The sequence below is a fragment of the Streptomyces sp. NPDC050610 genome, assembly GCF_040654875.1.
Taxonomy (GTDB): Bacteria; Actinomycetota; Actinomycetes; order Streptomycetales; family Streptomycetaceae; genus Streptomyces.
Genome location: NZ_JBFAIV010000037.1, coordinates 19717 through 41105, shown reverse-complemented (window position 1 = coordinate 41105; position 21389 = coordinate 19717). Strand labels below are relative to the sequence as shown.

The following is a 21389-nucleotide window of genomic DNA, read 5'->3' as shown; positions in this document are numbered from 1 at the left end:
GGTCAGCCGCCGAGGCTCTCGGCGTACAGGTCGGCCAGGGCCTTCCAGTGGCGCTCGGATGCGGCGGCGTCGTAGGTCGGGTTATCCGGCACCGCGAAGCCGTGCCCGGCCGGGTAGATCTCGATGCGGTGCTTCACGCCGGCGGCGGTGAATGCCTGCTCCAGCCGCTCCTGCTGTTCGGGGGAGAAGCTGTCGTCGTTCTCGGCCCCCGCCACGAGGACGTTCGCGGTGAACCGGTCGGCCAGCAGATGCGGGCTGTCGGGTGCGTCGGCGAGGGCGAGGTGCCCGCCGTGGAACGACGCGGCGGCCGCGACGCGGTCCGGGCGGCTCCCGGCCACGATCAGCGAGATCCGGCCTCCCATGCAGTACCCCGTGGTGCCCACCCGGTCTCCGGACACCTCCGAGCGGCCCGCGAGGAACTCCAGGAACGCGTTGGCGTCGCGGACGATCCGCTCCGCGGTCAGACTCTGCATCAGGGAGAAGAGCCGCTCCCTCTCGGCGGCGTCGCCGAACACCGTGGCGATGTCGAAGGGGGCGAACCCGCCGGCGCGGTAGTAGACGTCCGGCAGGAGCACGGCGTAGCCGAGCCCCGCGAGTCGATCCGCCATGGCGGCGAAGGTGTCCCGGACGCCGACGGCGTCGGGGTAGAGAATCACCGCCGGCCAACTCCCTTGCTCCGCCGGGGTGTGCAGCGTCACGGCGCAGACGCCGTCCTCGGTCGGCACGGTGGCATTCACTTTGGGCATGCGGGCTCCTGGCGTCGGTAGTGGCGGCTTCCGTTCTACTCCTGTTCGACCGCGCACGACGAGCGTTTTCGTGTTCGCTCCGCGCGCACCTCGCCTCCTTCCCACCAAGATCATGTACGTACGCGCCGAAAGCGGACTCCCGCCGACCGGCGGCGCGGCGCTGCCCGCCCGGCGCGTCGAGCGCGTCGGACACGTCGGGCACGCGAAGGGCAGGCTGCCGCCGCGCGTCCGGGGGTATCGACGAGATTTGTGGGGCGACTCGAAACTTCTGTTACCAAATGACCGAAACATCCACCTAGCCTCGTCCGTGGAGCGTGGTCAAGACGACCACCATCCCGATCACCGACACAGACGTGAAGGAGTGCGGAACATGGCCGAGAACACGCTGCGGGACAAGGTCGCCGTCATCGGCGGAGGCGCGAAGAACCTCGGCGGGCTGCTCAGCAGGACGTTCGCGGAGTCGGGGGCGAAGGTGGTCGTGCATCACCACAGCTCCGAGAGCGAGGCCCAGGAGACGGTGAAGGCGATTCAGGAGGCCGGGGGCCAGGCCGTGGCCGTCCAGGGGGACCTGACGAAGGTCGCGGACGTACGGCGGCTCTTCGACACGGCGGTGGACACGTACGGCGGCGCCGACATCGCGGTGAACACCACCGGCATGGTGCTGCGCAAGCCGATCCTGGAGACCACCGAGGAAGAGTACGACCGCATGTTCGGCATCAATGCCAAGGCGGGATATTTCTTCATCCAGGAGGCCGGGCGGCGGCTGAACGACCACGGAAAGATCATCAGCCTCGGCACCTCGCTGCTGGCCGCCTTCACGGACGGCTACTCGACGTACGCCGGCGGCAAGGCGCCCCTGGAGCACTTCACCCGGGCGGCGGCCAAGGAGTTCGCCGACCGGTACATCTCGGTGAACACCGTCGCGCCCGGCCCGATGGACACGCCGTTCTTCTACCCGCAGGAGACCCCGGAGCGGGCCGACTTTCACAGGTCGCAGGCGATGGGCGACCAGCTCACCCACATCGAGGACATCGTCCCGGTCATCACGTTCCTGGCCACCGAGGGCTGGTGGTTCACGGGACAGACGCTGTTCCCCAACGGCGGCTACACCACCCGCTGACCCCGCGCCCTGCCGAGGGGCCGGCAGTCCGACGGGGCGACGGGGCGACGGGGCGACGGGGCGACGGGGCGACGGGGCGACCGTACGGACGATCCGGGTACGGTCGGCCCGTCGGCGGCGGCTCGTCACCTCCCGAACGCGCGGCCGCGCCCGCTCCGCCCTGCCCCGTCCCGCCCCGCGCTGTCCCCGCCCGCCACCGTAGAGACCGAGCCGAGGAACACCGACGTGCGACTGGACCTGAACAAACTCGAACACCTGGTCGCCATCGCCGAGGAAGGCAGCCTCACTCGCGCCGCCGCCCGCCTGCACCTGTCCCAGCAGGCGCTGTCCGCCTCCATCCGGGTCCTCGAACGCGAGGTCGGCGTGGCCCTGCTGGAACGGGGCAGCTCCGGCGTCACCGTGCTGCCCGCCGGAGCGGCTCTGATCGAGGACGCCCGCGTCCTCGGCGGCATGGCCCGCGCCGCCCTGCGGCGTGCCCGGCGCGTCGGGCGCGGCGAGCGGGAGACGCTGCGCATCGGCCACACCCCCGCCGTCACCGGCGACGAACTCGTCTCGCTGCTCTCTCCGGTGACCGAGGCCAACCCCGGCATCGTCCCCGAGGTCCACCAGCGCTACCCCGCCGAACTGACCGCCGCCCTCCTCGCCGGAGACCTCGACATCGGGCTGTGCCGAGGGGGCGCGCCGGCCCACGGCCTGACCCGCACCACGCTGGGCCGGCAGCGCCTGCACATCGCCGTCGCCCAGGACCACCGCCTCGCCGCCAAGTCCACCGTGTCGCTGCCGGAACTCGCCGACGAGTCCTTCATGGTCTGGGGGACGCCCGGCCGCTCCGACTACACCGATCTGCTGATCGCCCACTGCCGCCACGCGGGCTTCGAACCCCGCGCCGAGCGCACCGATCGCCAAGGCACTCCCCCGGTCACCGCCGTCATCGGCACCGACCGCGTCGCCTTCGTCACCGCCTCACCGGGCCCCGCGGCGGGCGGCAAGGCGCAGGTCCTCGCCCTCGAACCCTCGGTCTTCGCGCCCCTCCACGCGCTGTACCTCCCCCGGACCACCTGCCCCGGCCGCGACGCGTTCCTCGCCGGTGTGACGCTGTGAATCCGGCCGCCGAGACGATTCGGCCCCGCGATGATCCGGCCCCCGCGACAACCGGGCCGCCGCAGGACGACCGGGCCGGCGCGGGACGACGAGGCCGCCGCAGGACGACCGGGCCGGCGCGGGCTGACACCATGGGCCTCATGAATGCCATAGGTCATGGGGAGTGCGGCGTGCGCCGCGCGAGCGAGTCGGACGCGGAGGCGCTGGTCCGGATCGACTCGGTCGCGGCGCGGGGTGACGCCGAGCGGGGCGCGAGCATCCGGCGGTGGTGCCGGCAGGGGCTGGTGACCATGGCCGAGGACGCGTCCGGGCCCCTGGGCTACTGCGTGGTGGAGTACACCTTCTTCGAGCAGGGCTTCGTCACGATGCTGATGGTGTCGTCCACCGCGCGCGGGCGGGGCGTGGGCGCGCGGCTGCTGTCCGACGCCGCGGAGTCCCGCGCCACCCCGAAGCTGTTCACCTCGACGAACGTGTCCAACCAGCCGATGCAGCGGCTGCTGCGGCGTGCCGGGTGGAGTCCGGCCGGTCTGCTCCACGGCCTGGACGAGGGCGACCCGGAGCTGTTCTTCCTCTGCCCGCAGGCCCCCGGCCGCGGATCGCCTGCGGCCTGAACGCGGCTCCGTTTCCTTGGCTGACGCTGCGTCAGCCGCCGTTGTGGCGAACCCTGGCGGCCCGCCGGTCCGTGCAGCCCCGAGGCGGCGCGCCAGACGCACCGGTCGCGGCAGCGGAGCGGCAGGAGCCGCGGCCTCGGGAGCGGTAGACGATGCGGGGCCGGATCACGTAGCCGAGGGGCGCGGTGCAGGCGTGGGCCAGGCCGCTGAAGGGCCGCAGGGCGAACAGGGCCATGCCCAGCAGCGCGTGGAGCTGATAGCCGAAGGGCCCTGCCCGACCGCTGGAGGCGGCCCAGGCAGGGCGAAGCTCACAGGTTCAGTGCGTGGTCCGCGCTTGAACCAGCCCTGTTCGGCCATGAGCCGGGACAGCTCCGTTCGCGCCTGACTGTTCATGGGAACAGCCGCCTCATCCGACCCAGCTCACTCCGTACGCGCGCCAGCACAGCCCGGTCGGCGCAGCGCTCACTCGCGGCCGGACACCGCGTCGGAGCTGTGCGCCACGCGCCTCCAGCGCGCGGCAAGGCCTCAACTGCCCTGTGCTCCAACGACGCTGGGGTTTCGAGAGCTTGCGTGTGCATGCGGCGCTTCAGCGCGTCCTGTGCGTTCGAGGTGGCCTGTGTGTACCGCACGCCGAGCGAGATGGCCCGGAGGCCGGGGAGGCCCGGAGGGCGCTCGACCTCTGGCGACTCCATGAGCTGCTGCCTGGGCACCAGGGCCGGCACCGACATTCCACCCCAGTAAATTCACTTACGCAATTCGCTATTTGTTGCATCTGCACGTGCACGCAGCCGGAGGACGACAATCCGCTTGCCGCTTCTCCATCTCGCATGACTGAAAACCAGAACATATGGCCGACCGCGCCGACCCCATCCACCTGCCCTGCAAGGAATGAAAGTGACCACCCTTGTTCATTCCCCGGCACAATACGACCGCCGCGCAGCCTCTTCTGCCTTCTCTTCCCATTACGCGTTCAGATGCTCGTCGCTCCGGCTATATTATTCGGTCCACAACAGCCCCGACCCCGATTTGCACGGGCCTCTGCGTTTGCAGGTCGAGGGATTGAGGTAGCGAATGGGCCGCCTTGGGCGCTACCTTCTGCATTGTCTGCGACGTACATTCCTGTGGCGCATACACAGGTGGCCCCGGGCGGCAACCCGGGGCCGTTCGATCAGAACAGAGGAATGGAAATGTCCAATCGAAACAGCCGAGGCGGCGTTCAGATCTCCTCGGCTTCCAGCGAAATTAGCACCCCGTGATTACCGGCTTCAAGAATTCCGACGGCCTGTGTCTGGGGTATCAAGGTCCGTCCGGGCCCGCTCGTCACCCCGCTCGCCGCTCTGCCGGCGACGGCACACCGCACGGCCCCGCCGCGCGCGGCCGGATTCCCGGCGGTGCCGTGGCCGCCGTGACGCCGCTCGCCACCACGTGTTTCCGAGGTCGGGCCGGCCGCGGCTGACCGGACCGCGTCGGCACACCGAGGCCGCCGCTTCCGGCGCACCCGCGCACCCGCCGTGCCCCGCCCGGCCTTCGTCACCGTCGGGGTTTCACTCCCCTCAACGCCGTGAGAGCAACTGGATGAGGAGTTTCGCCATGGTTTCCGTACCCCAGTACGCGCGATGCGCATTCTGCGGAACCCGCTTCCCGCAGCGCGCGGGCCCCGGCCGCCGCAAGGAGTACTGCGACGCGCCTTGTCGCCGTCGCGCGCAGCGTGTGCGCGACGGGCACCGCGTCCTGGTTCCGTCCCCGGCGCGGCTGTGGGGGCAGGGGATCGCCGAGGACCTGCAACTGCTCGCGACGCGGCTGGCCTGCGCCGAGAGCGGGCCGCGAGCATCACTGCGGGTACTGCTGAGGATGTCCGACCAGTTGGAGGACGAGCTGGCCTGCTACCGGGCGGCGGCGGTCCACGACGCCCGGGGCGGCGGCAGCGCCTGGGAGGACATCGCGGCGGCCGCCGGGGTGAGTGCGCAGACCGCGCGCGCCCGGTGGGGAGAGGCGAAGGTGCGCCGCCTGCTGGCACGGCGGGCCCACGAGCGCGAGCCTTCGCCGCCGCGCGCGCACCGGCGGCCGGCGCCGCCCGACCGGGGCCAGGCCGGCGGCCCGGACGCCGGAGCGCCCGTACCGGTCCTGCCGACGCGAGCGCTGGGGGCGGCCCTGTCCCATCTCCAGCGCCTCTCGGGGGTGTCGGTCACGGAGGCCGCGCGGCAAGCGGACCTGTCGCCGTCGTACGTCTCGCGGATCCTCACCGGCGAACGGGTCCCGGCGTGGCCGGTGGTCCACATGCTGGTGACGATCCTCGGCGGGAAGGCGCCCGAGCTGCGGATCTTATGGGAGAGCGCCCAAGGCGTCCGCCGCCTGTCGCGGCAGTCGGTCACGGCCGCGGCCGCTGCGCTGCACACGGCGCTGCGGGGCCTCTTCCTCGCGGCGGCCTGCCCGGCCGTCGAGGAGCTGTGCGCGGGCACGGACCTGACGCCCGACCTGGCCCGCGACGTGCTCGCCGGCGACCACATCCCCGACTGGCCGGTCGTCGCCCGCCTGGTGTCCCGGCTGGGCGCGCCCCCTTCCGGCATCCGCCCCCTGTGGGAGGACGTCCACTACGCCGCGCTCGTCGCCTCCCTGGAGTTCCCCGCACAGGGCGTGCCGCACCCCGACGATTCCGGCGAGACGCCCCCTTCGTGTGATCCCTAGAGCCTGTCGAATCGTGTGCCCCCCAGAGCCTGTCGGACCGTGCCTCGGCCGCCACCGGAAGGACACGACCATGGCCCGGCCGCCCTCCGCCTCACCGGTGGACTACGCCGCGTTCCACGAACTCCACCACGATTACTACCTCCACTACGCCTGCCTGCGTACGGGCGATGAGGCCGCCGCGGCCCAGGCGGTCGAAGCCGCCTTCGCCCAATTGGCCGCGACCTGGCCCGACGTTCTGCGCAGCGCTTGTCCGGCCGCGCTGGCCTGGCGGGTACTGGGCCGTACGGTCGTCATACACACCGACTGCCGCCGGCGGTCCGCGTTGTGCGAGATCTACCGCCGGCTGGAGGGCCGCCAGGCGGACGTGGTGCTGCTCCGCCGCCACCTCGGGCTGTCCGCCGAGACGGCGGCGGGGCTGATGGGCATCGACCCTTCCCTGCTCTACGCCCTGCTGCGGGTCGCCGAACGGGCAGCGCCGGCCACCGGTACGTACGTCTGACCGCGGCGACGCCGCCGGTGCGCCGTGCCCGGGAGAGGCTCGTAGCGGCGGCGGGAGATTCGTACTCGCCCGCGAGGAGTTCGTGGCGACCGCAAGGGCGCGCGGCGAGCGCAAGTGACGCGCGAGCGGATATTTTCTCTCCCCTGCCGAGCCGGTGTTCCGTCCCCCGCCGCGGTCCCTCGTTCGGGGGCTGGTCTCGTCCCAACCTGCTGTCTAGCATGGCCAGTTCCGACGATTAATGCACCGGCCGTCGAGGCGTCGGGGGGCGGATGAGCGATGAACCACGGGGAGAAACGCATTTCTCACACCATCGATGTACACACCCCCAGCGTGGCCCGTATGTACGACTGGCTGCTGGGCGGGATCGAGAACTACACCTCCGACCGGGACGCGTGCCAGGATCTGCTGAAGATCGCGCCCAGCACCCAGGTCCTGGCCCGCAACAACCGCGCGTTCCTCCAGCGGGTCGTGCGCGTCCTGGTGGAGGACTACGGCATCCGCCAGTTCCTCGACCACGGCTCCGGCCTGCCGACACAGGACAACGTCCACCAGATCGCCCAGCGCAGCGATCCCCTGTGCCGCGTGGTCTACGTCGACAACGACCCCATCGTGCTGGCCCACGGCCGGACGACGCTGGAGGAGAACGATCAGACGGCCATCCTCAACGAGGACATGCGCGATACCGCGGCCATCTTCGACAGCGAGCCCGTCAGAAGGCTCATCGACTTCAAGGAGCCGATGGCGGCGCTGTTCGTCTCCGTCCTGCACTGCCTCCGCGACTCCGACGACGACGGCGACCCCGCCGCCCTGATCCGACGCGTGGCCGGGCGCCTGCCCGAAGGCAGCTACATGGTCATCTGCCAGCTCGTCAGCGACGATGTGGCGGTGCGCGACGGCGTCACCCGTCTGATGGAGATCGCCACCGGCGGCACTTGGGGACGGGTGCGTGAACAGCGCGAGGTAGCGGCCTACTTCGGCGACATGGAGGTGCTGGAGCCCGGTCTGGTCGATGTCATCGACTGGCGGCCCGACGCCCCGCCCCCGCCCTCCGAGAAACGGGCGCTCGACTGGGTGGAGTGGGGCGGCGTCGCCCGCCTGTAGCCGTCGCCCGCCTGCTGTGTAAGACGTCGCCCGGCTCGCGCGGGGCGGTCCGCTATCCGTCGGCCGACGCCGCGCGGTATCGCTCGATCGCCCTGTCCAGCAGTTCCAGGCTCTGCCGCCGGGTGGCGGCGACACCGCTGACTTCGGCCAGAACGTGGCGGTAGCGGTCCACTTCCAGCGGCTTGGTCACGTAGTTCGCGCTGTCGACCTGCTCGATGTAGACGAGTTCGGCCGGGCCGCCGTCCCCGAAGAGCAGGTGGGTGATCGGAGTCGGGGGCGAGACGCTGGCGCCCCTGGCGAAGCCGACGATACGGATGTTGACGTTCTGCTCCCCCGTCAGGTGCTCCTCCGCGATCTCTCTGAGGTACGTCAGCTGCTCCCACATCACCCGCGCGCCTCCCACCGGACGCAACAGGATGCCCTCGTCCAGCAGCGCGATCACCTGCGGCCGATGCTCCTGGCGCAGCAGGGCCTTGCGGCCCATCTTGAGCTCCACCCGGCGTTCGACGACCTCGGGGTCCGCCGAGGGCATGGCGGCCTCGACGAGGACCCGGGCGTAGTCGCGGGTCTGCAAGAGGCCCGGCACCACGTGGTTCTCGTAGGTGTAGATCTTGCGGGCGGCGCCCTCCAGACCGATCAGCCGCCTGAGGAAGGACGGCGTCACATCGGCGTACTGCTGCCACCACGCGTCGTCGTGCATCAGCCGGAGCAGGGAGTCGAGCTCCTGCATCTTCTCGGGGCCGGCCCCGTAGTGGCGCGCCAGATCCTTGACGTCCCGCTCCCTGGGCGGGCTCTCCCCGCGCTCCAGCCGGCTCAACTTGGACACCGACGCGCGGATGACCGGGGCGACCTCCCTGAGCGTCAGCCCCAGCCCGAGGCGCATCTGCCGCAGTTCCTCGCCCAGCAGCCGGGGGGCCGCCTCCCGCTTGGAACCGGGCAGGGCGTGCACGGACGCCGCCGGGGCGTCCTGGTACTTACGGACAACGGACATACGCCCTCCCGCCGACACCCGACCGACCAGAAACCATTTTTCCAGGCTGAGGCACGTATGTCCGCCACATCAAGCCGTGGCCGTGGACCGGACTCCGGTCAGCGGCCCAGGTGGTCGAACTCCGCCCCCTTGACCCCGGCGATGAACGCCGCGATCTCCTCGCGCGTATATACCAGCGCGGGGCCCTGCGGGTAACGGGAGTTGCGCAGCGCCACCGCACCACCAGGAAGGCCGGTGACTTCGACGCAATTTCCACCGCCGGTGCTCGCGGAACTCTTGATCCACACAGCGCCGGGAATCATGTCGGCGGGCATACCGTTTTCGAACTCCATGCTGCGACCTCTTCCTTCCGCGTTCGTCTCAACTCTCCGCGTCCACTCTGCGCGTTCACTCTGCGCGTGCGCCTCAACAGCCCCTACTTTCACGGGACTTCACGCACATCACGCCCCGCACGTGCACCACTGCCGAGACCCCTCCCCCAGGGGGCAGGAATCCCATATGCAATTGCATGATGGGCGTCACGTGAGAATGCTAGCCACTCCGCGCTCCGATCGCGCCCCTTGAACGGGCGGTATTCGAGGAACACTTGGCCGATTTCAGCGCAGCTGGCGAATCCACCGTCCGCCGCACCGACAGAGCGGAACACATCAGCCACCGTGACCGACGACATCCCCTATCCTCCGCGGCCCGCACCGCTCGACTGGGGCCTCGCGATGGGCCTGGGCATGCCGCGCTTCGCCGCACGCCGCTTCACAGCCGGCGACCGGTCCCTGAGCCCCGTACGCGCCTTCGTCCGCCATACGCTCACCCGCTGGGAACTGACCGCCGCCCTCGACGACGTCACCCTCGTGGCCTGCGAACTCACCGCGAACGCACTGGGCCACGCGCTGCACGGCGAGCACGCGGCCGGCTGCGGATGGCTCGCCCTGGTCCACACCCGCCACACCGTGCTGTGCACCGCGACGGACCCCGACCCCCGCTTCTCCCCCGGGCCGCGCCACGACGGCCACTACAGCCACGACAATTACGCCGGCCACGCCGAGCGCGACTGGGACGCCGAGAGTACCTGGGGGTTCGAGAGCACCTGGGCCTTCGAGAACGGCTGGGGCCTCGCGATCGTACGGGCCCTCAGCGACGCCTGGGGGTGGCGCCGGCTCCCCGATGACGCCGGAAAATCCGTCTGGGCGAAGATCCCCGTCTGAACCGGCCGTTCCGGTCCATGTGCGGTGGCCGCGATGACCGCGGCATCATCACGCCGGGCGGCCGAGTACGCACCGCCGCCCGCTCTCCGGCCCTCGCTTCAGAGCGGGAGGTGCATCACATGCAGCCCGACCAGGCCGTGTTCCGGGTGGTCGAAAGTCTCCGGTACGGTCCCGATCACCTCGAAGCCCAGCGACTTCCACAGGCGCACCGCCGAGCTGTTGGTCTCGACGACCGCGTTGAACTGGATTCCCCGGAAGCCCTCCGCTCGGCTCCAGTCGATGACGTGCTCGCCGAGCGCGCGCCCGATGCCCCTGCCGTGCCGCGCCGGGTCGACCAGGAACGAGGCCGTGCCGACGTGGGAGCCGCGTCCGGGCCGGTTGGGCCCCATCTTGGCCGAACCCACGATCTCGCCCTCTTCCACAGCGACCACCGTGCGCCCTGGCGGCTCTTCCATCCACCACGACCGCGCTTCCTCAAGGGTCTGTCCCTCGGGATACGCGTATGTCGTGCCCTGGCACATGATCACCGAATAGAACCGGTAGATGCTGGGCCAGTCGCTGTCGGATGCGGTGCGGATCTCCATTCGCCGGAGCATAGGCGCATACGCGTTCGAACGCCTCGTCTTTTCGGCGCGCAGGGCCTGGCCTGACGTCGCAGAGTGCCGCCCCTCGGGGGCTGGCCCCGGGGAGCGGCGCTCAGGGAACGGCTGTCATGCGCGCGGAACGTCAGCCGCGCGGTCCGCGGGCCTCACCGGTGGTTCGCTCTCGGTGGGGGAAGCGAGGCCCGGAGGTGCGGTGCGTACGTACCCGCGGCGGACGCGCTGCCGCTCGTGGCGGCTGCCGCCGGCTGCTGTGACGGCAGCTGTCGCGTCCCGGCGCGACAGCGTTGCGACCCTGCTCGACCAGTGCCGAGAGGGGCACTAACCTCCGACGTTGACGTCGATGCAGGCGTAGAAGGCGTTGGGCGTGTCGGCGACGTTCCAGACCGCGAGCACCTTCTGCTTGCCCTTCAGACCGCCGAAGCTGACTTGGTGGGTGACCGTCTCGCCCGGCCGCTGCCCGCCGTCGTTGATCTCCGCTATCTTGCGGCCGCCCGCGTAGTACTGCCAGGTGCTGGTCGCGTGACGGGCGGTCAGCTTCCACTTGAAGGCCGTGGTGCTGCCCACGGGCGTGACCTTCCAGCCCTTGCTGTCATTGTCGAGCTCGGCGAACTGCGAGTTGCCGCCGCTGCAGCTCTTCAGCCCCTTCGGCCCCTCGACGCTCTGCGGTTCCCATTTGATGGGTCCGCACTGCACGGTGCCCGCCGCACACTGGGCCTGCCGGCTCGGGGGCGAGGACACGTAGCCGTGCGCGCTCGCCGGGCCGACCGGCAATGTCACCACGAGGAGCGGGGCGACGCCCGCGCCGATCCAGGCAGCCAACCTTCGTTTCGAGTTCATGCCAACTCCTTCACGCGGGGGCGGTACCACACCTCACTCGCCGGGAAGGCTGAAAGTGGCACCTCAGAACCGCGCTAGCCGATTGGTCTGTACCATACCTGTTGTCTGATCACGGTCAAGAGGTGTCGCATATGTATCGCTCGGCGGACGCCCGACTCGCCCCGCACCGCCCCTGAACCTCCCCCGGCTCTCCGTCCTCCCCCGCCGCTCTTGCGCCGGACCTCCGGCGTGTAGTCCGCTGACTCCCATGAAAAAGAGGAGTGTTGCCACGCTGATCGCCACTCTGGTCGTGGGCTCCGTTCTCGCGGGCGCATCGGGGGTGAGTGCGGGAGCCGCCGAGACCGGCGGCGCCGGCAGTCCGCCGCCCGCCGGTTCGCCCCCGGGGCTGGGAGTCGACCTCGACACGGTGACGATCCCGGAGTTGCAGGCGCGGATGGCGGACGGCGAGCTGACCCCGTCGGCGCTGACCAACGCCTATCTGCGGCGGATCAAAACCGTCGATCCCACCATCCACGCGGTGCTGCGCACCGACCCGACGGCTCTGCGCCAAGCGGCCGCCAGCGACGCCAGGCACCGGCACGGCCGTACCCTCGGCCCGCTCGACGGGATTCCCGTCCTGCTCAAGGACAACGTGAACACCCGCGGACTGCCGACGACGGCCGGTTCGCTGGCACTGGCCGAAAGCCCGCCGGACACCGATGCCGCCCTGGTGACCCGGCTGCGCGACGCGGGGGCGGTGATTCTCGGCAAGACCAATCTGTCCGAGTGGGCGAACTTCCGGGCCGCGAAGCCGACGTCAGGATGGTCGGCGGTCGGCGGGCAGACCAAGAACCCCTACGTACTGGACCGGAACCCGTGCGGGTCGTCCGCCGGTTCCGCCGCCGCGCTCGCCGCCTCGCTGTCACAGGTCGCGATCGGCACCGAGACCGACGGCTCCATCGTGTGCCCGGCCGGGATGAACGGGGTGGTCGGGCACAAGCCCAGCCTCGGCCCGGTCAGCCGGGACGGCGTGGTGCCGATCTCCGCGGAACAGGACACCGCGGGACCCATGGCCCGTAACGTCACCGACGCCGCGCTCACCTTCGCCGTGCTCAGCGGCGACAGCACCGCCGCACACTCCGGAGCGCTTTCGGGCGCGTTCACCCGCCCCGGCGCGCTGCGCGGCAAACGGATCGGCCTGTGGCGACTGCCCCAGCTCGGGGCGGAAGTGGACGCCGTCATGACACGTACGGCCCGGAAGCTGCGGAGTGCCGGAGCCGAGGTCGTCGAGGTGACGCCCCCGTACCAGAAGCGAATCGGCGAAATCGAGTTCCCGGCGCTGCTCAGCGAGTTCCACCGGGACATCGACGCCTATCTGGCCACCCGCAAGGGGCCGCGGAACCTCGCCGAGCTGATCGAGTTCAACCGGTCGCACCCGGCGGAACAGACCTGCTTCGCCGGCCAGGAACTGTTCGAGCAATCCCTCGCCGCGCCGCCGACCACCGACCCGAAGTACCGGGCCATGCGAGCCGAGCTGACGGACCTCGCCAAGCGTTCCATCGACGAGACCATGACCGCCCACCGTCTCGACGCCATCGCCTCGCCGACGAATCCGCCCGCCTGGACGACCGACTGCGCACGGGGCGACAACGACGTCATCCCCTCCTCGACCCCCGCGGCCGTGGCCGGGTACCCGTCGCTGTCGGTGCCCGCCGGGTCCGTGAACGAGCTTCCCGTCGGCGTACTCCTGATGGCCGGCGATCACCAGGACGACAAGCTCCTGGCGCTGGGGGCCGCGGTGGAACACCGGCTGGACGCCTGGCGCGCACCGCGCTATCTGCCGACCGCGGGGGCCCCTGCCTCCCGGTGAACAGGCTCCGCATGATCTGACCAGCTCGGTGAACAGGATCCCCATGTTCTGACCAGCTCGGTGACCAAGCTCCGCATGATCTGGCCAGCTCGGTGACCAAGCTCCGCATGTTATGACGGGCTACGCGACCCGCACGGAGGCCGCCCGAAGCAATTCGGGCGGCCTTTCCACGTCTGAGCACGGTGGGCCGTACGGGACGAACAGATCGCTCGTGGGGCAGCCGCAACCTCGGGACGGCCCGCACGTCATTCACAGCGAGGGGACGACACCCGAGGCCGCCGCGAGCACCCGCCCGGCCTGTCGTCCCGACAGCGACCGCCAGCCGTCCATGGGAGAGTCATGCGCGATACGAACGCCGGCACCGGCGCAGCAGCAGCAGCCACACGCACCACATCCACCTCGCGCACACGCGCACGCCGTGCCGCGACCGGGATGGCCGCCGTCATCGCGCTCGCCGGATTCCTCGTACCCGCGGCCCAGGCGGCCCCGGCGGCAGACGCCGCGACCGCCGCCGACTCCGACGCGGCCTCCCCGGCCAAGGGGAAGGTGACGGTCCACCAAGCAGCGCCCACGGCCAAGGACGAGCAGCGCGTACGTACGTACTGGACACCGAAGCGCATCGCCGCCCTGTCCACCCCGCTTTCGAAGAACCCGCCTCGCGACGCGGCGGACGGAGCGCGCTGGAAAGGCGACGGCGCCGTGACCACCACGGTGGGCCGGCTCTTCTTCACCGAGCACGGAGAGGACGCGAGTTGCACGGCGACCCTGGTGAAGAGCGCGAACCACAGCACGCTCGCGACGGCCGCCCACTGCCTGAACAGCACTGATCTGCTCGGCGACAACGACGAGTGGCAGGCCAACCTCATGTTCGTCCCCGGCTTCCGGGACGGGCAGGCCCCGCTGGGCGGCTTCGTGGTCCGCCAGGCCGTGGTCAACTCCATCTGGCTGGAGAACAACCAGATCGACTCCCGTACCTACGACGCCCACGATCAGGGGTTCGCCGTGGTCGGCCGGAACGAGAACGGGAAGACCGTCGAAGAGGCGGCGGGCGCGGCCCAGGGCATCGCCTTCGACGCGCCCGGGAACCGTACGGCCTACCAGTTCGGCTACCCCCGCGCGGCCTCGGACGATGCCCGCGAGGGCCTGCCCGAGTACACCGGCAGGGAGCTGGCCTTCTGCCAGGGGACCCCGCGGGAGTACCCGGGCGTCAAGGACGCACCCGAGCCCGCGGGCCAGTGGGGCGTGCCGTGCGTCATGGGCGGCGGCTCCAGCGGAGGCCCGCGCTTCAGCGGCTTCTCGACCGATAAGGGCCTCGGCACCCAGGTCGGGGTCAACACCCAGTCGGGCCAGATGGACTCCACCGGTGCGGTGTGCGAAGACCGGAACGACTCGAAGTGCACGCGCCACCTGGTCGGAACGCAGTTCACCGTCGCTCTCACCAAGCCGCTCTACGACAAGGCCCAGCACCTGAGCTGACGGAACCGTCCCCGTCCCGTCTCTCTCCCCCTGACGAACATGACGAACAGGCCACTTGATGAACTCGACGCATAACGCGCAGACCCCCTCCCCCTCCCCCACCGGCTCGCGAAGTGCCTTCCGCCGTGCCAAGCGCTCCACGCTCCTCGCAGCCCTGGCGTGCACCCTCGCCCCGTCCGTACTCGCCGCGCCCTCACCCGCGCTCGCCGCGCCCGCGTACGCCGCCGACTCGAAACCGCCCGCCGGCGGCACGGTGCTCGAAGCCCGCTACAACCTCGGTGACCAGGCGTTCCACCCCCCGGCCGCACTCGGCTACAAGGGCAGCGGCGAACTCGCCGGCACCGTCTACTACCCGGCGGATCTCGGCAGCGGCCGGCACCCCGTCGTGCTCATGCAGCACGGCTCGTGGGAGACCTGCGCCGACGCCTCGGCCGCGGCCGACAGCGCCCGCGCGGGGAAAGCCCGTGACGCAGCGCGAAAGCGTGGCGACAAGGCTGAAGAGGCACGTCAGGAGGCGCTGATCGAGAAGGCCTCGAAGAAGCTCTGGGCCTGGCCCTGCGCCCCGCACACGAAGCAGATACCGAGCAGCCGGGGCTACGACTACCTCGGCCGCGCCCTCGCCGCCAAGGGCTTCGTGGTCGTCTCGGTCGGCGCCAACGGCATCAACGCCACGGCCTCCGGGCAAGCCGATACCGTCTACCAGGCGCGCGCCGCCCTGATCGAGGAGCATCTGCGGCTCTGGCAGCGTCTCGCCCGCTCCGGCGACGGCCCTCTCGCCGGGGCCCTCACCTCGGCGAAGACCGGTGCTCCGGTCACGGCGGGCTTCCGCGGCCGGCTCGACATGGGCCGCGTCGGTCTCCTCGGCCACTCGATGGGCGGCGGCGGGGTCATGCAGGAGATCGCCGACGACCACCGCTCCGCCTGGCCCGCGGGCATCGACATCAAGGCCGCGTTCGCTCTCGCTCCCACCGCCACCTGGGACAACGAGCCGGTGACCCGTACCCCGTTCGCCGTCATGTGGGGTACGTGCGACCAGGTCAACACCGGTTCCTTCTTCGAACAGAACCGGAAGGCCGGGCACGTGCCCCTCTACAAGTACACGCTGACCGGCGGCAATCACGACTTCTACAACCGCCAGTGGTCCCCGAGCAGCGGCCAGGTGGCCTCGCGGGACGACGCCATAGCGGGCAAGCGGCCCGGCACCTGCCTCTCCCAGTTCGCGGACCGGGACCAGCCGCAGCGGGAGCAGCCGCGGCTGGCGGAAGGCGAGCAGCGGCTGCTGACCGCCAACCGTGTGACGGCGTTCTTCGAACGGTTCCTGGAGAACAAGGCGGACCGCGAGCCCTACCTGAGCGGCGCGCGGCCGTTCCCGGGCGAGCCGGACGGTACGGTCACGACATCGTTCGCCGCGGGAAAACCGTGACCGTGGAGGAGGCGGGGTACGTGCCGTAGTCGCCTACGGACGCGCGTACGGGGAAGGGCCCTCCGCAACGGCTTGCGGCGCCGGTTTCATCGAACCGGCCCTTCCCCGCGTGCCGGCCGGCACGCACGCACCCCGCCACCCGTCGGCCGGCCCGCTACTGCCGGGTCAGGTAGTGGAACAGGCCGTCGGAGGTGATGCCCTCGGAACGGAAGCCGCACTGTTTGAGCAGGCGTTCGGCCTGCTCCGCGGCGTACAGGCGGTACTCGCAGCGCTGGTGGGCCACGACCTCCTCGCCCGTACCGCCCTGCCTGCCCTGATGGTTCTCGGCCACTCGTCTGACGTAGTAGTCCTTGGTGAAGGTGTTGTCGGGCGCCGAGTGGATCTCCTGCGCGTAGACCAGTCCGCCGGGCAGGGTGCGTTCGTGGTCACGGTGCGGCCCCTGGGTGGCCAGGATCAGGAGGCCGTCGGGCTTCAGGGCCGCGTGCACCCTGCTGAGCGCGTTGATGTTGTCGTCTTCCTCCATGAGGTGGCTGGCGAGGACGGCGTCGTTGTCTTCGGCGTCCTCGTCGTCGTGGATGTAGTACCAGACGCCACCGACCGAGTACGCCACGTCGAAGAGCGACGGGACGGTCAGGTGACAGAGGTCCGCCTGTACGAACTCAGCGCGCTCGCCCAGCCGTTGGCGTGCCTGGACGAGCATGCTTTCCGTATGGTCGACGCCCGTGATCTCCAGACCGGGCGCCGCCAGATCCAGGAGTTTCTCGCAGACGAGTCCCGTACCCGCCCCGATCTCCAGGAGCTGCCGGCGGTCGCCGATGAGGTCGAGAAGCGTACGGGCGTAGGCGTCGTAGTCGTAGTAGCCGGATGTCATGATCAGGTCGTAGTGGGTTGAGAGCCCCTCGTAGGAATTGCTCACGGGCGGACTCTATTGACGCAGGTATGAAGCCGACAGGGGCCTTTTGAGCCGTGCGGCTTCCGGCGTCGTGTGGCGTATGGCCGACGGCCGACCTCGGCCCCCGCGTACAGCCATCGGAGTACTGCCATCCGCGTACGCCCATCTACGTCATTCCGGCGCATGACGTAGCGTCAGGCACGGGAGTCGCGCGTCCGCGGGCCAAGGCGAGACACCCGCCGTCCAGCGGGAAATGCGAATGCGAGGCCTGCCGAGCGCTCCAGTTGAAGGTCCCCCGTACTCGACGAGTACGGGGGCCTTCTTTGTTTCCCTTCACCACCGGGACGCGCTCCCCCGGCCAACGGTGCCGCGTCGGCGCGGATCTGTCGGCAAACCGTCCCGTCGGCAGGTCAGCAGCCGCTGCCCTTGACGATCTTCTTTATGGGCCCCCCGCCCGGAGGTGTCCGGAAGGTGGCGTGGCTCTTGCCCTTCTTCACCGGCCAACACGCGCTCCAAGGCCCCAGCGCTCCGCCGCCCTTCACCGCCACGACCTTCTTGTGCCCGCAGTGGTTGTTGGCGTAGACGGTGGTGCGGAGCGTCCCCGTCGACCACGAGAAGTTCACCTTCTTGCTGCCGCAGCGGACGGAGGCGTGCTTCGCGGCAAGGGTCGGGGCGTGAGTCGCCGCGGGCGCCTGCGGCGATGCCGTCCCCGTCGCGGCCGTCGCGGGGACGGCCCCTGCGGCGGCGGTGATGACCGTCGCGACGGCGACAGCCGCCATGCGGCTCCTCCGCTTCCCTCCGCCGCTCTCGCCGATCCGCCGCGGCTCGCCGTTCCGCTGCTTCTCGGCGCCGCGCGACACGAGGAACTGTGCTGTACGCATACTGCTGTCCCCTTCCTCGATCTCTGGTGTGCGTCGGCAGCGCGCGGACTCCGGCCTCTCGGTCGACCGGCAGCGAGCACCGGGCCGGACGGCGGCGGGCCCCGCCCGCTGCGGCCCACGTCAACTGGCCCCATGACGAGCGGTGTTGATGTGGACCTGTCCACCGTAGGGCGCGGGCACTCCCCCGATATCCGTAGGGATACTCAGACGCTCCTAGGTACCTCCAGTCCTCCACCGCCCCACCCGCCGCGGCGAAAGGCGGCCGGAGCCCCGGTTGAGCCCTGGGCTAATGGACGCAATATTCGTTACCCTCCGGGTCCGTCATGACCATCCACTCGCCGAACGGTTCCTTGACGTGGCGCTGGGTCTGGGCGCCGAGGGCGCGGAGGCGTTCCACTTCGGTTTCCAGCGCGCCGGCGGGGCCGTGCAGGTCGATGTGCAGGCGATTCTTGGTCGCCTTCGACTTCGCCTCCGGCAGCGGTACGCGGTTGAAGAGCAGCCGCCGCCCCTGCCCCGTACCGCTCTCCGCCTCGTACGGGTCGTCGGGGTGGCGGACCGCCGCCGCGTCCCGCCAGGCGCGCCGGCCGTGGTGGTCGATGAGGATCTCGGGCGGGACGGCGCCGAGGCCGAGGAGCTTGGCGATGAGGACGCTGTGGTCCTCGACCTCGTAGCCGAGCGCCGCTGCCCAGAAGTCCGCTTGGGCGTGCGGGTCGTGGGCGTCGATGACGAGTTTCCAGTGCAGGGGCGTTGACGTCATGGTCACTACTTATAGCCCCAGGCACTGACAACGGCGGTCCCGGCGGAGATCGGTCAGCCGTTGCCGTCGCCGCTGCTGTTGCTGTTGCCGTCGCCGCTGCCGCTGCCGTTCAGGAGGTGGGCGATCTGCTCGTGAAGTTCCTGGCGTTGGTGCGACAGGTGGATGGTCCAGCGCTCGGCCGCCTCGGCGGCCAGGTCCCGGCTCCAGCGCCAGCTGTCGCACGCCGCCGTTCGCACCTCGTGCCGGCGGGCCGGGGCGGTGGTGGCCGCGTAGCGGTCGCGGTCGGCGGCGGGCAGGTCCTGTTCCAGCGCGCGGCTGGGAGTGAGCCAGTGGGCTGTGCTGTCGCGCAGCAGGCGGCAGAGCTGGAGCTGCTGGGGTGCGATGACGGAGTGCAGGAGGGCGTGGGCGCGGGCGGTCTCGCCGCGGGCCAGGACATGGGCGAGCATGAGCGTCCAGTTGGTCAGTTCGTCGATGAGCTGCCGGGCGGTCGCTACGGGCTCGGGCGGGCGGAACTCCGCCAATCGCCGTGCCGCGCGGGTCAGTCGGCCGGTGCGGTCGAGCAGGACTGCGTCGCCGGGGCGGGGCAGGTGCACCATCCCCGTCCACGTGGGGACTTCGTCGATGCCCGCGCCTGCCGCGGTGAGGTGGAACTCGCCGCGCATCAGGTCGTCGAAGACCACGGCGAGGATGCCGTGCATATTGGTGTACGCGAGCTTGAGCGGCGCGAGCCGCTCAAGGAAGGCGGGGCCGTCGAAGTCGGCGAGGCGGTCGTCCTGGATGTAGAGGTACGCCTCGATGTCGGAATGGGCGTCGGCCTCGCCCATGGTCCATGAGCCGTAGAGGAGGACACCCTCCAGGCGGGGATCGGCGTGAGCGAGCTCGCGCAGGCGGGCGATGCGATCGTCCAGGGCGGGGCAGGCGGAACGCGTGTTCATGATGGGGCAGGTTCTCCTGAGGTGGGCGTGCGAGCGCACGCCGACGGGGCCCGGCGCCTGCCGGGCGGGTGTCTGTGGACCGTCGTGGTCCGTTCAGGAGAAATTGCACATGGCCGAGAGCCTAGGCGGCGTGCTCGGCCGGCGGTAGCGAATAAGCCCGCGCCCGGTTGTCGCACCGATACGGATGGCCTCCCCGATCAGGACCGTGCGCCAGAGCCGCGCCGGCCCCGGTGCGGGGCCGGCGCGGCGGGACGGGGAGAGGGGCCAGGGGCCGTGCGTCAGCTGGGGCGCGGTTCGCCGCGGTAGGTGCCGAAGGCCCACTTGTTGCCCTCGGGGTCGGCGATGGCGAATTCCCGGCTTCCGTACGACTGGTCCCCGATCTCCCGGATGATCTTTACGCCCGCCTTGCTGAGCCGGGCGTACAGCTCGTCCACGTGGTCGGTGACGACGTACGCGCCGAAGGTGCCAGGCTTCACGCACCACTCGCCGTCGGGCTTGTAGGAGCCGAGCATCACGGCTCCGCCCTCGGGCCAGTCCAGCTGGGCGTGGGCGACACGACCGCCGTCCTCGTACACGGCCGTGCGCAGGAAGCCGACCGTGCCGACGAGGAAGTCGATGAGCGCGGGAGCGTCGTCGGCCTGAAGGGTCGGGAAGATCTCGGGGGTACGGGCCTGTTCTGAAGCGTTCTGTGTGTCCATGGGTTCAGCCTCCGCCGTTGAGGTGTCCCCCGGCTTGGATATTCCGGCACTCTTCGGCCAGCCACGCGCTGGGGCTCAGCCCTGTGTACTGGTGGAAGTCGCGGACCAGGTGCGAATGGTCGTAGTAACCGCAGGCCGCCGCCGTACGGGCCAGGTCGGGGGCGTCGCCCGCGGCGGTCGCGCGGACGATGCCGGCCTTGACGTGCTCGAAGCGCATCAGGCGGGCCGCCTGCTTGGGCGTCGCGCCGGTCTCGGCGCGGAAGAGGGTGCTCAGCCGGCGTTCGCTCAGCGCGACGTGCGCCGCGAGGCCGCGCAGCGTGCCCGCGCCGCGGTGCCGGGCCAGCCATGTCCATGCCTCCGCGACCTCGGGGCGTGGCCGCGGCCGGTCGCCGTGGGTCGCGAGCTGTTTCTCCAGGTAACCGGCGAGGGCGGCGAAACGTGCCTCCCAGTCCGTCGCCTCGATCAGCTGGGAACGCAGGTCGGCGGCGTGCCGGCCGAGTACGTCCGTACCGGGCGTGACGAACCGCCCGGTCAGCTCGGCGGCCGGCACCCCGAGGAGGGCGCGGGCCGCGAGCGGGTGCACGGCCATCTGGATGCCGGTCTCGAACTCGGGTTGCACGACGTACGCGGGGCTGTGGTGCAGGCCGCCCACGACGATGTCCGTGCTGATCGCGTCGGAACCCCTCGCCTGGTCCGGAGTGAGGCCGCTGATGACGGGGCCGTCCAGGGAGAAGATCAGGGTGAGGTAGGGGGAAGGCAGCCCGCGGTGGAGGGGGCGCGCTGCCTCCTGGCCTGGTCTTACGGCGCGGTAGCCGACCCCGGAGATCACGCCTCCTGGCAGCGGGCCGGCTCTCACGAACTCATGCTTCGATGCCACGGGTCCAGTATGCGCCCTCACCTCTATCGCCACGAATAGGTTTTTATCGCCCTGGCTGCCGCGCTACAGCTCTCGGCTTCGCCGCTGCCGTACTGAAGATTCAAGG

At 70.6% G+C, this 21389-nt stretch carries 21 protein-coding genes and 1 pseudogene; 10 read left to right on the top strand and 12 right to left on the bottom strand.

Annotated features, from left to right (window positions below):
• Positions 1-2 precede the first annotated feature (2 nt).
• Positions 3-746 (bottom strand): dienelactone hydrolase family protein, encoded by a 744-nt coding sequence (locus tag AB0I22_RS32875; RefSeq protein ID WP_363134648.1) that lies wholly within the window; start codon positions 744-746, stop codon positions 3-5.
• Between the two features lie 370 nt (positions 747-1116).
• Between AB0I22_RS32875 and AB0I22_RS32870 the strand changes: the two genes are divergently transcribed.
• The 3 genes from AB0I22_RS32870 (at position 1117) to AB0I22_RS32860 (ending at position 3578) form a co-directional block, all read left to right on the top strand.
• Positions 1117-1866: an SDR family oxidoreductase gene (locus tag AB0I22_RS32870; protein WP_363134647.1), complete on the top strand. Its 750-nt coding sequence runs from the start codon at positions 1117-1119 to the stop codon at positions 1864-1866.
• Between the two features lie 225 nt (positions 1867-2091).
• Entirely contained in the window at positions 2092-2967 is an 876-nt protein-coding gene (locus tag AB0I22_RS32865) for a LysR substrate-binding domain-containing protein (RefSeq protein ID WP_363134646.1), read from the top strand.
• Between the two features lie 140 nt (positions 2968-3107).
• Positions 3108-3578: a GNAT family N-acetyltransferase gene (locus AB0I22_RS32860; protein ID WP_363134645.1), complete on the top strand. Its 471-nt coding sequence runs from the start codon at positions 3108-3110 to the stop codon at positions 3576-3578.
• Between the two features lie 31 nt (positions 3579-3609).
• On the opposite strand, the pseudogene AB0I22_RS32855 reads toward AB0I22_RS32860, so the two are convergent.
• A pseudogene (locus AB0I22_RS32855) lies at positions 3610-3837 on the bottom strand (respiratory nitrate reductase subunit gamma); the annotation flags it as partial.
• Positions 3838-5168: 1331 nt separating this feature from the next.
• On the opposite strand from AB0I22_RS32855, the gene AB0I22_RS32850 reads away from it, so the two are divergent.
• The 3 genes from AB0I22_RS32850 (at position 5169) to AB0I22_RS32840 (ending at position 7863) form a co-directional block, all read left to right on the top strand.
• A complete protein-coding gene (locus AB0I22_RS32850) occupies positions 5169-6263 on the top strand; it encodes a helix-turn-helix transcriptional regulator (RefSeq protein ID WP_363134644.1) in 1095 nt (364 codons plus the stop codon).
• Between the two features lie 70 nt (positions 6264-6333).
• Positions 6334-6762: a hypothetical protein gene (locus AB0I22_RS32845; protein WP_363134643.1), complete on the top strand. Its 429-nt coding sequence runs from the start codon at positions 6334-6336 to the stop codon at positions 6760-6762.
• A gap of 276 nt (positions 6763-7038) precedes the next feature.
• Positions 7039-7863, top strand: coding sequence for an SAM-dependent methyltransferase (locus tag AB0I22_RS32840; RefSeq protein WP_363134642.1), 825 nt, complete (start codon positions 7039-7041; stop codon positions 7861-7863).
• 52 nt (positions 7864-7915) lie between these two features.
• On the opposite strand, the gene AB0I22_RS32835 is transcribed toward AB0I22_RS32840, so the two are convergent.
• Positions 7916-8854: a helix-turn-helix transcriptional regulator gene (locus AB0I22_RS32835; protein WP_363134641.1), complete on the bottom strand. Its 939-nt coding sequence runs from the start codon at positions 8852-8854 to the stop codon at positions 7916-7918.
• A gap of 98 nt (positions 8855-8952) precedes the next feature.
• Positions 8953-9186: a DUF397 domain-containing protein gene (locus AB0I22_RS32830; RefSeq protein WP_363134640.1), complete on the bottom strand. Its 234-nt coding sequence runs from the start codon at positions 9184-9186 to the stop codon at positions 8953-8955.
• A 324-nt stretch (positions 9187-9510) separates the two neighbouring features.
• On the opposite strand from AB0I22_RS32830, the gene AB0I22_RS32825 reads away from it, so the two are divergent.
• On the top strand, positions 9511-10056 hold the full coding sequence (locus tag AB0I22_RS32825) for an ATP-binding protein (RefSeq protein WP_363134639.1): 546 nt from the start codon (positions 9511-9513) through the stop codon (positions 10054-10056).
• A gap of 98 nt (positions 10057-10154) precedes the next feature.
• On the opposite strand, the gene AB0I22_RS32820 is transcribed toward AB0I22_RS32825, so the two are convergent.
• Positions 10155-10640: a GNAT family N-acetyltransferase gene (locus tag AB0I22_RS32820; protein WP_363134638.1), complete on the bottom strand. Its 486-nt coding sequence runs from the start codon at positions 10638-10640 to the stop codon at positions 10155-10157.
• A gap of 336 nt (positions 10641-10976) precedes the next feature.
• Positions 10977-11495: a lytic polysaccharide monooxygenase auxiliary activity family 9 protein gene (locus tag AB0I22_RS32815; RefSeq protein WP_363134637.1), complete on the bottom strand. Its 519-nt coding sequence runs from the start codon at positions 11493-11495 to the stop codon at positions 10977-10979.
• A gap of 247 nt (positions 11496-11742) precedes the next feature.
• Between AB0I22_RS32815 and AB0I22_RS32810 the strand changes: the two genes are divergently transcribed.
• From AB0I22_RS32810 to AB0I22_RS32800, 3 genes are all read left to right on the top strand, one after another.
• The gene (locus tag AB0I22_RS32810) at positions 11743-13344 is read left to right on the top strand and encodes an amidase (protein ID WP_363134636.1); all 1602 of its coding nucleotides are present in this window, start codon (positions 11743-11745) and stop codon (positions 13342-13344) included.
• Positions 13345-13683: 339 nt separating this feature from the next.
• Positions 13684-14820 carry a hypothetical protein gene (locus AB0I22_RS32805; protein WP_363134635.1) on the top strand — a complete coding sequence of 379 codons (1137 nt, stop codon included), beginning with the start codon at positions 13684-13686 and terminating at the stop codon, positions 14818-14820.
• A gap of 58 nt (positions 14821-14878) precedes the next feature.
• Positions 14879-16243 (top strand): alpha/beta hydrolase, encoded by a 1365-nt coding sequence (locus AB0I22_RS32800; RefSeq protein WP_363134634.1) that lies wholly within the window; start codon positions 14879-14881, stop codon positions 16241-16243.
• Positions 16244-16397: 154 nt separating this feature from the next.
• Here the strand turns inward: AB0I22_RS32800 and AB0I22_RS32795 are convergent, their stop codons facing one another.
• The 6 genes from AB0I22_RS32795 to AB0I22_RS32770 all read right to left on the bottom strand — a co-directional run bounded on the left by AB0I22_RS32795 (position 16398) and on the right by AB0I22_RS32770 (position 21283).
• The gene (locus AB0I22_RS32795) at positions 16398-17159 is read right to left on the bottom strand and encodes a class I SAM-dependent methyltransferase (protein WP_363134633.1); all 762 of its coding nucleotides are present in this window, start codon (positions 17157-17159) and stop codon (positions 16398-16400) included.
• Positions 17160-17545: 386 nt separating this feature from the next.
• Positions 17546-18016, bottom strand: a complete 471-nt coding sequence (locus tag AB0I22_RS32790; RefSeq protein ID WP_363134632.1) for a hypothetical protein — start codon at positions 18014-18016, stop codon at positions 17546-17548.
• 286 nt (positions 18017-18302) lie between these two features.
• Positions 18303-18773: a VOC family protein gene (locus AB0I22_RS32785; RefSeq protein WP_363134631.1), complete on the bottom strand. Its 471-nt coding sequence runs from the start codon at positions 18771-18773 to the stop codon at positions 18303-18305.
• A gap of 53 nt (positions 18774-18826) precedes the next feature.
• Positions 18827-19708 carry a nucleotidyltransferase domain-containing protein gene (locus AB0I22_RS32780; RefSeq protein ID WP_363134630.1) on the bottom strand — a complete coding sequence of 294 codons (882 nt, stop codon included), beginning with the start codon at positions 19706-19708 and terminating at the stop codon, positions 18827-18829.
• Positions 19709-19986: 278 nt separating this feature from the next.
• Entirely contained in the window at positions 19987-20406 is a 420-nt protein-coding gene (locus tag AB0I22_RS32775) for a VOC family protein (protein ID WP_363134629.1), read from the bottom strand.
• Between the two features lie 4 nt (positions 20407-20410).
• Positions 20411-21283: a helix-turn-helix domain-containing protein gene (locus tag AB0I22_RS32770; RefSeq protein WP_363134628.1), complete on the bottom strand. Its 873-nt coding sequence runs from the start codon at positions 21281-21283 to the stop codon at positions 20411-20413.
• Positions 21284-21389: the final 106 nt, after the last annotated feature.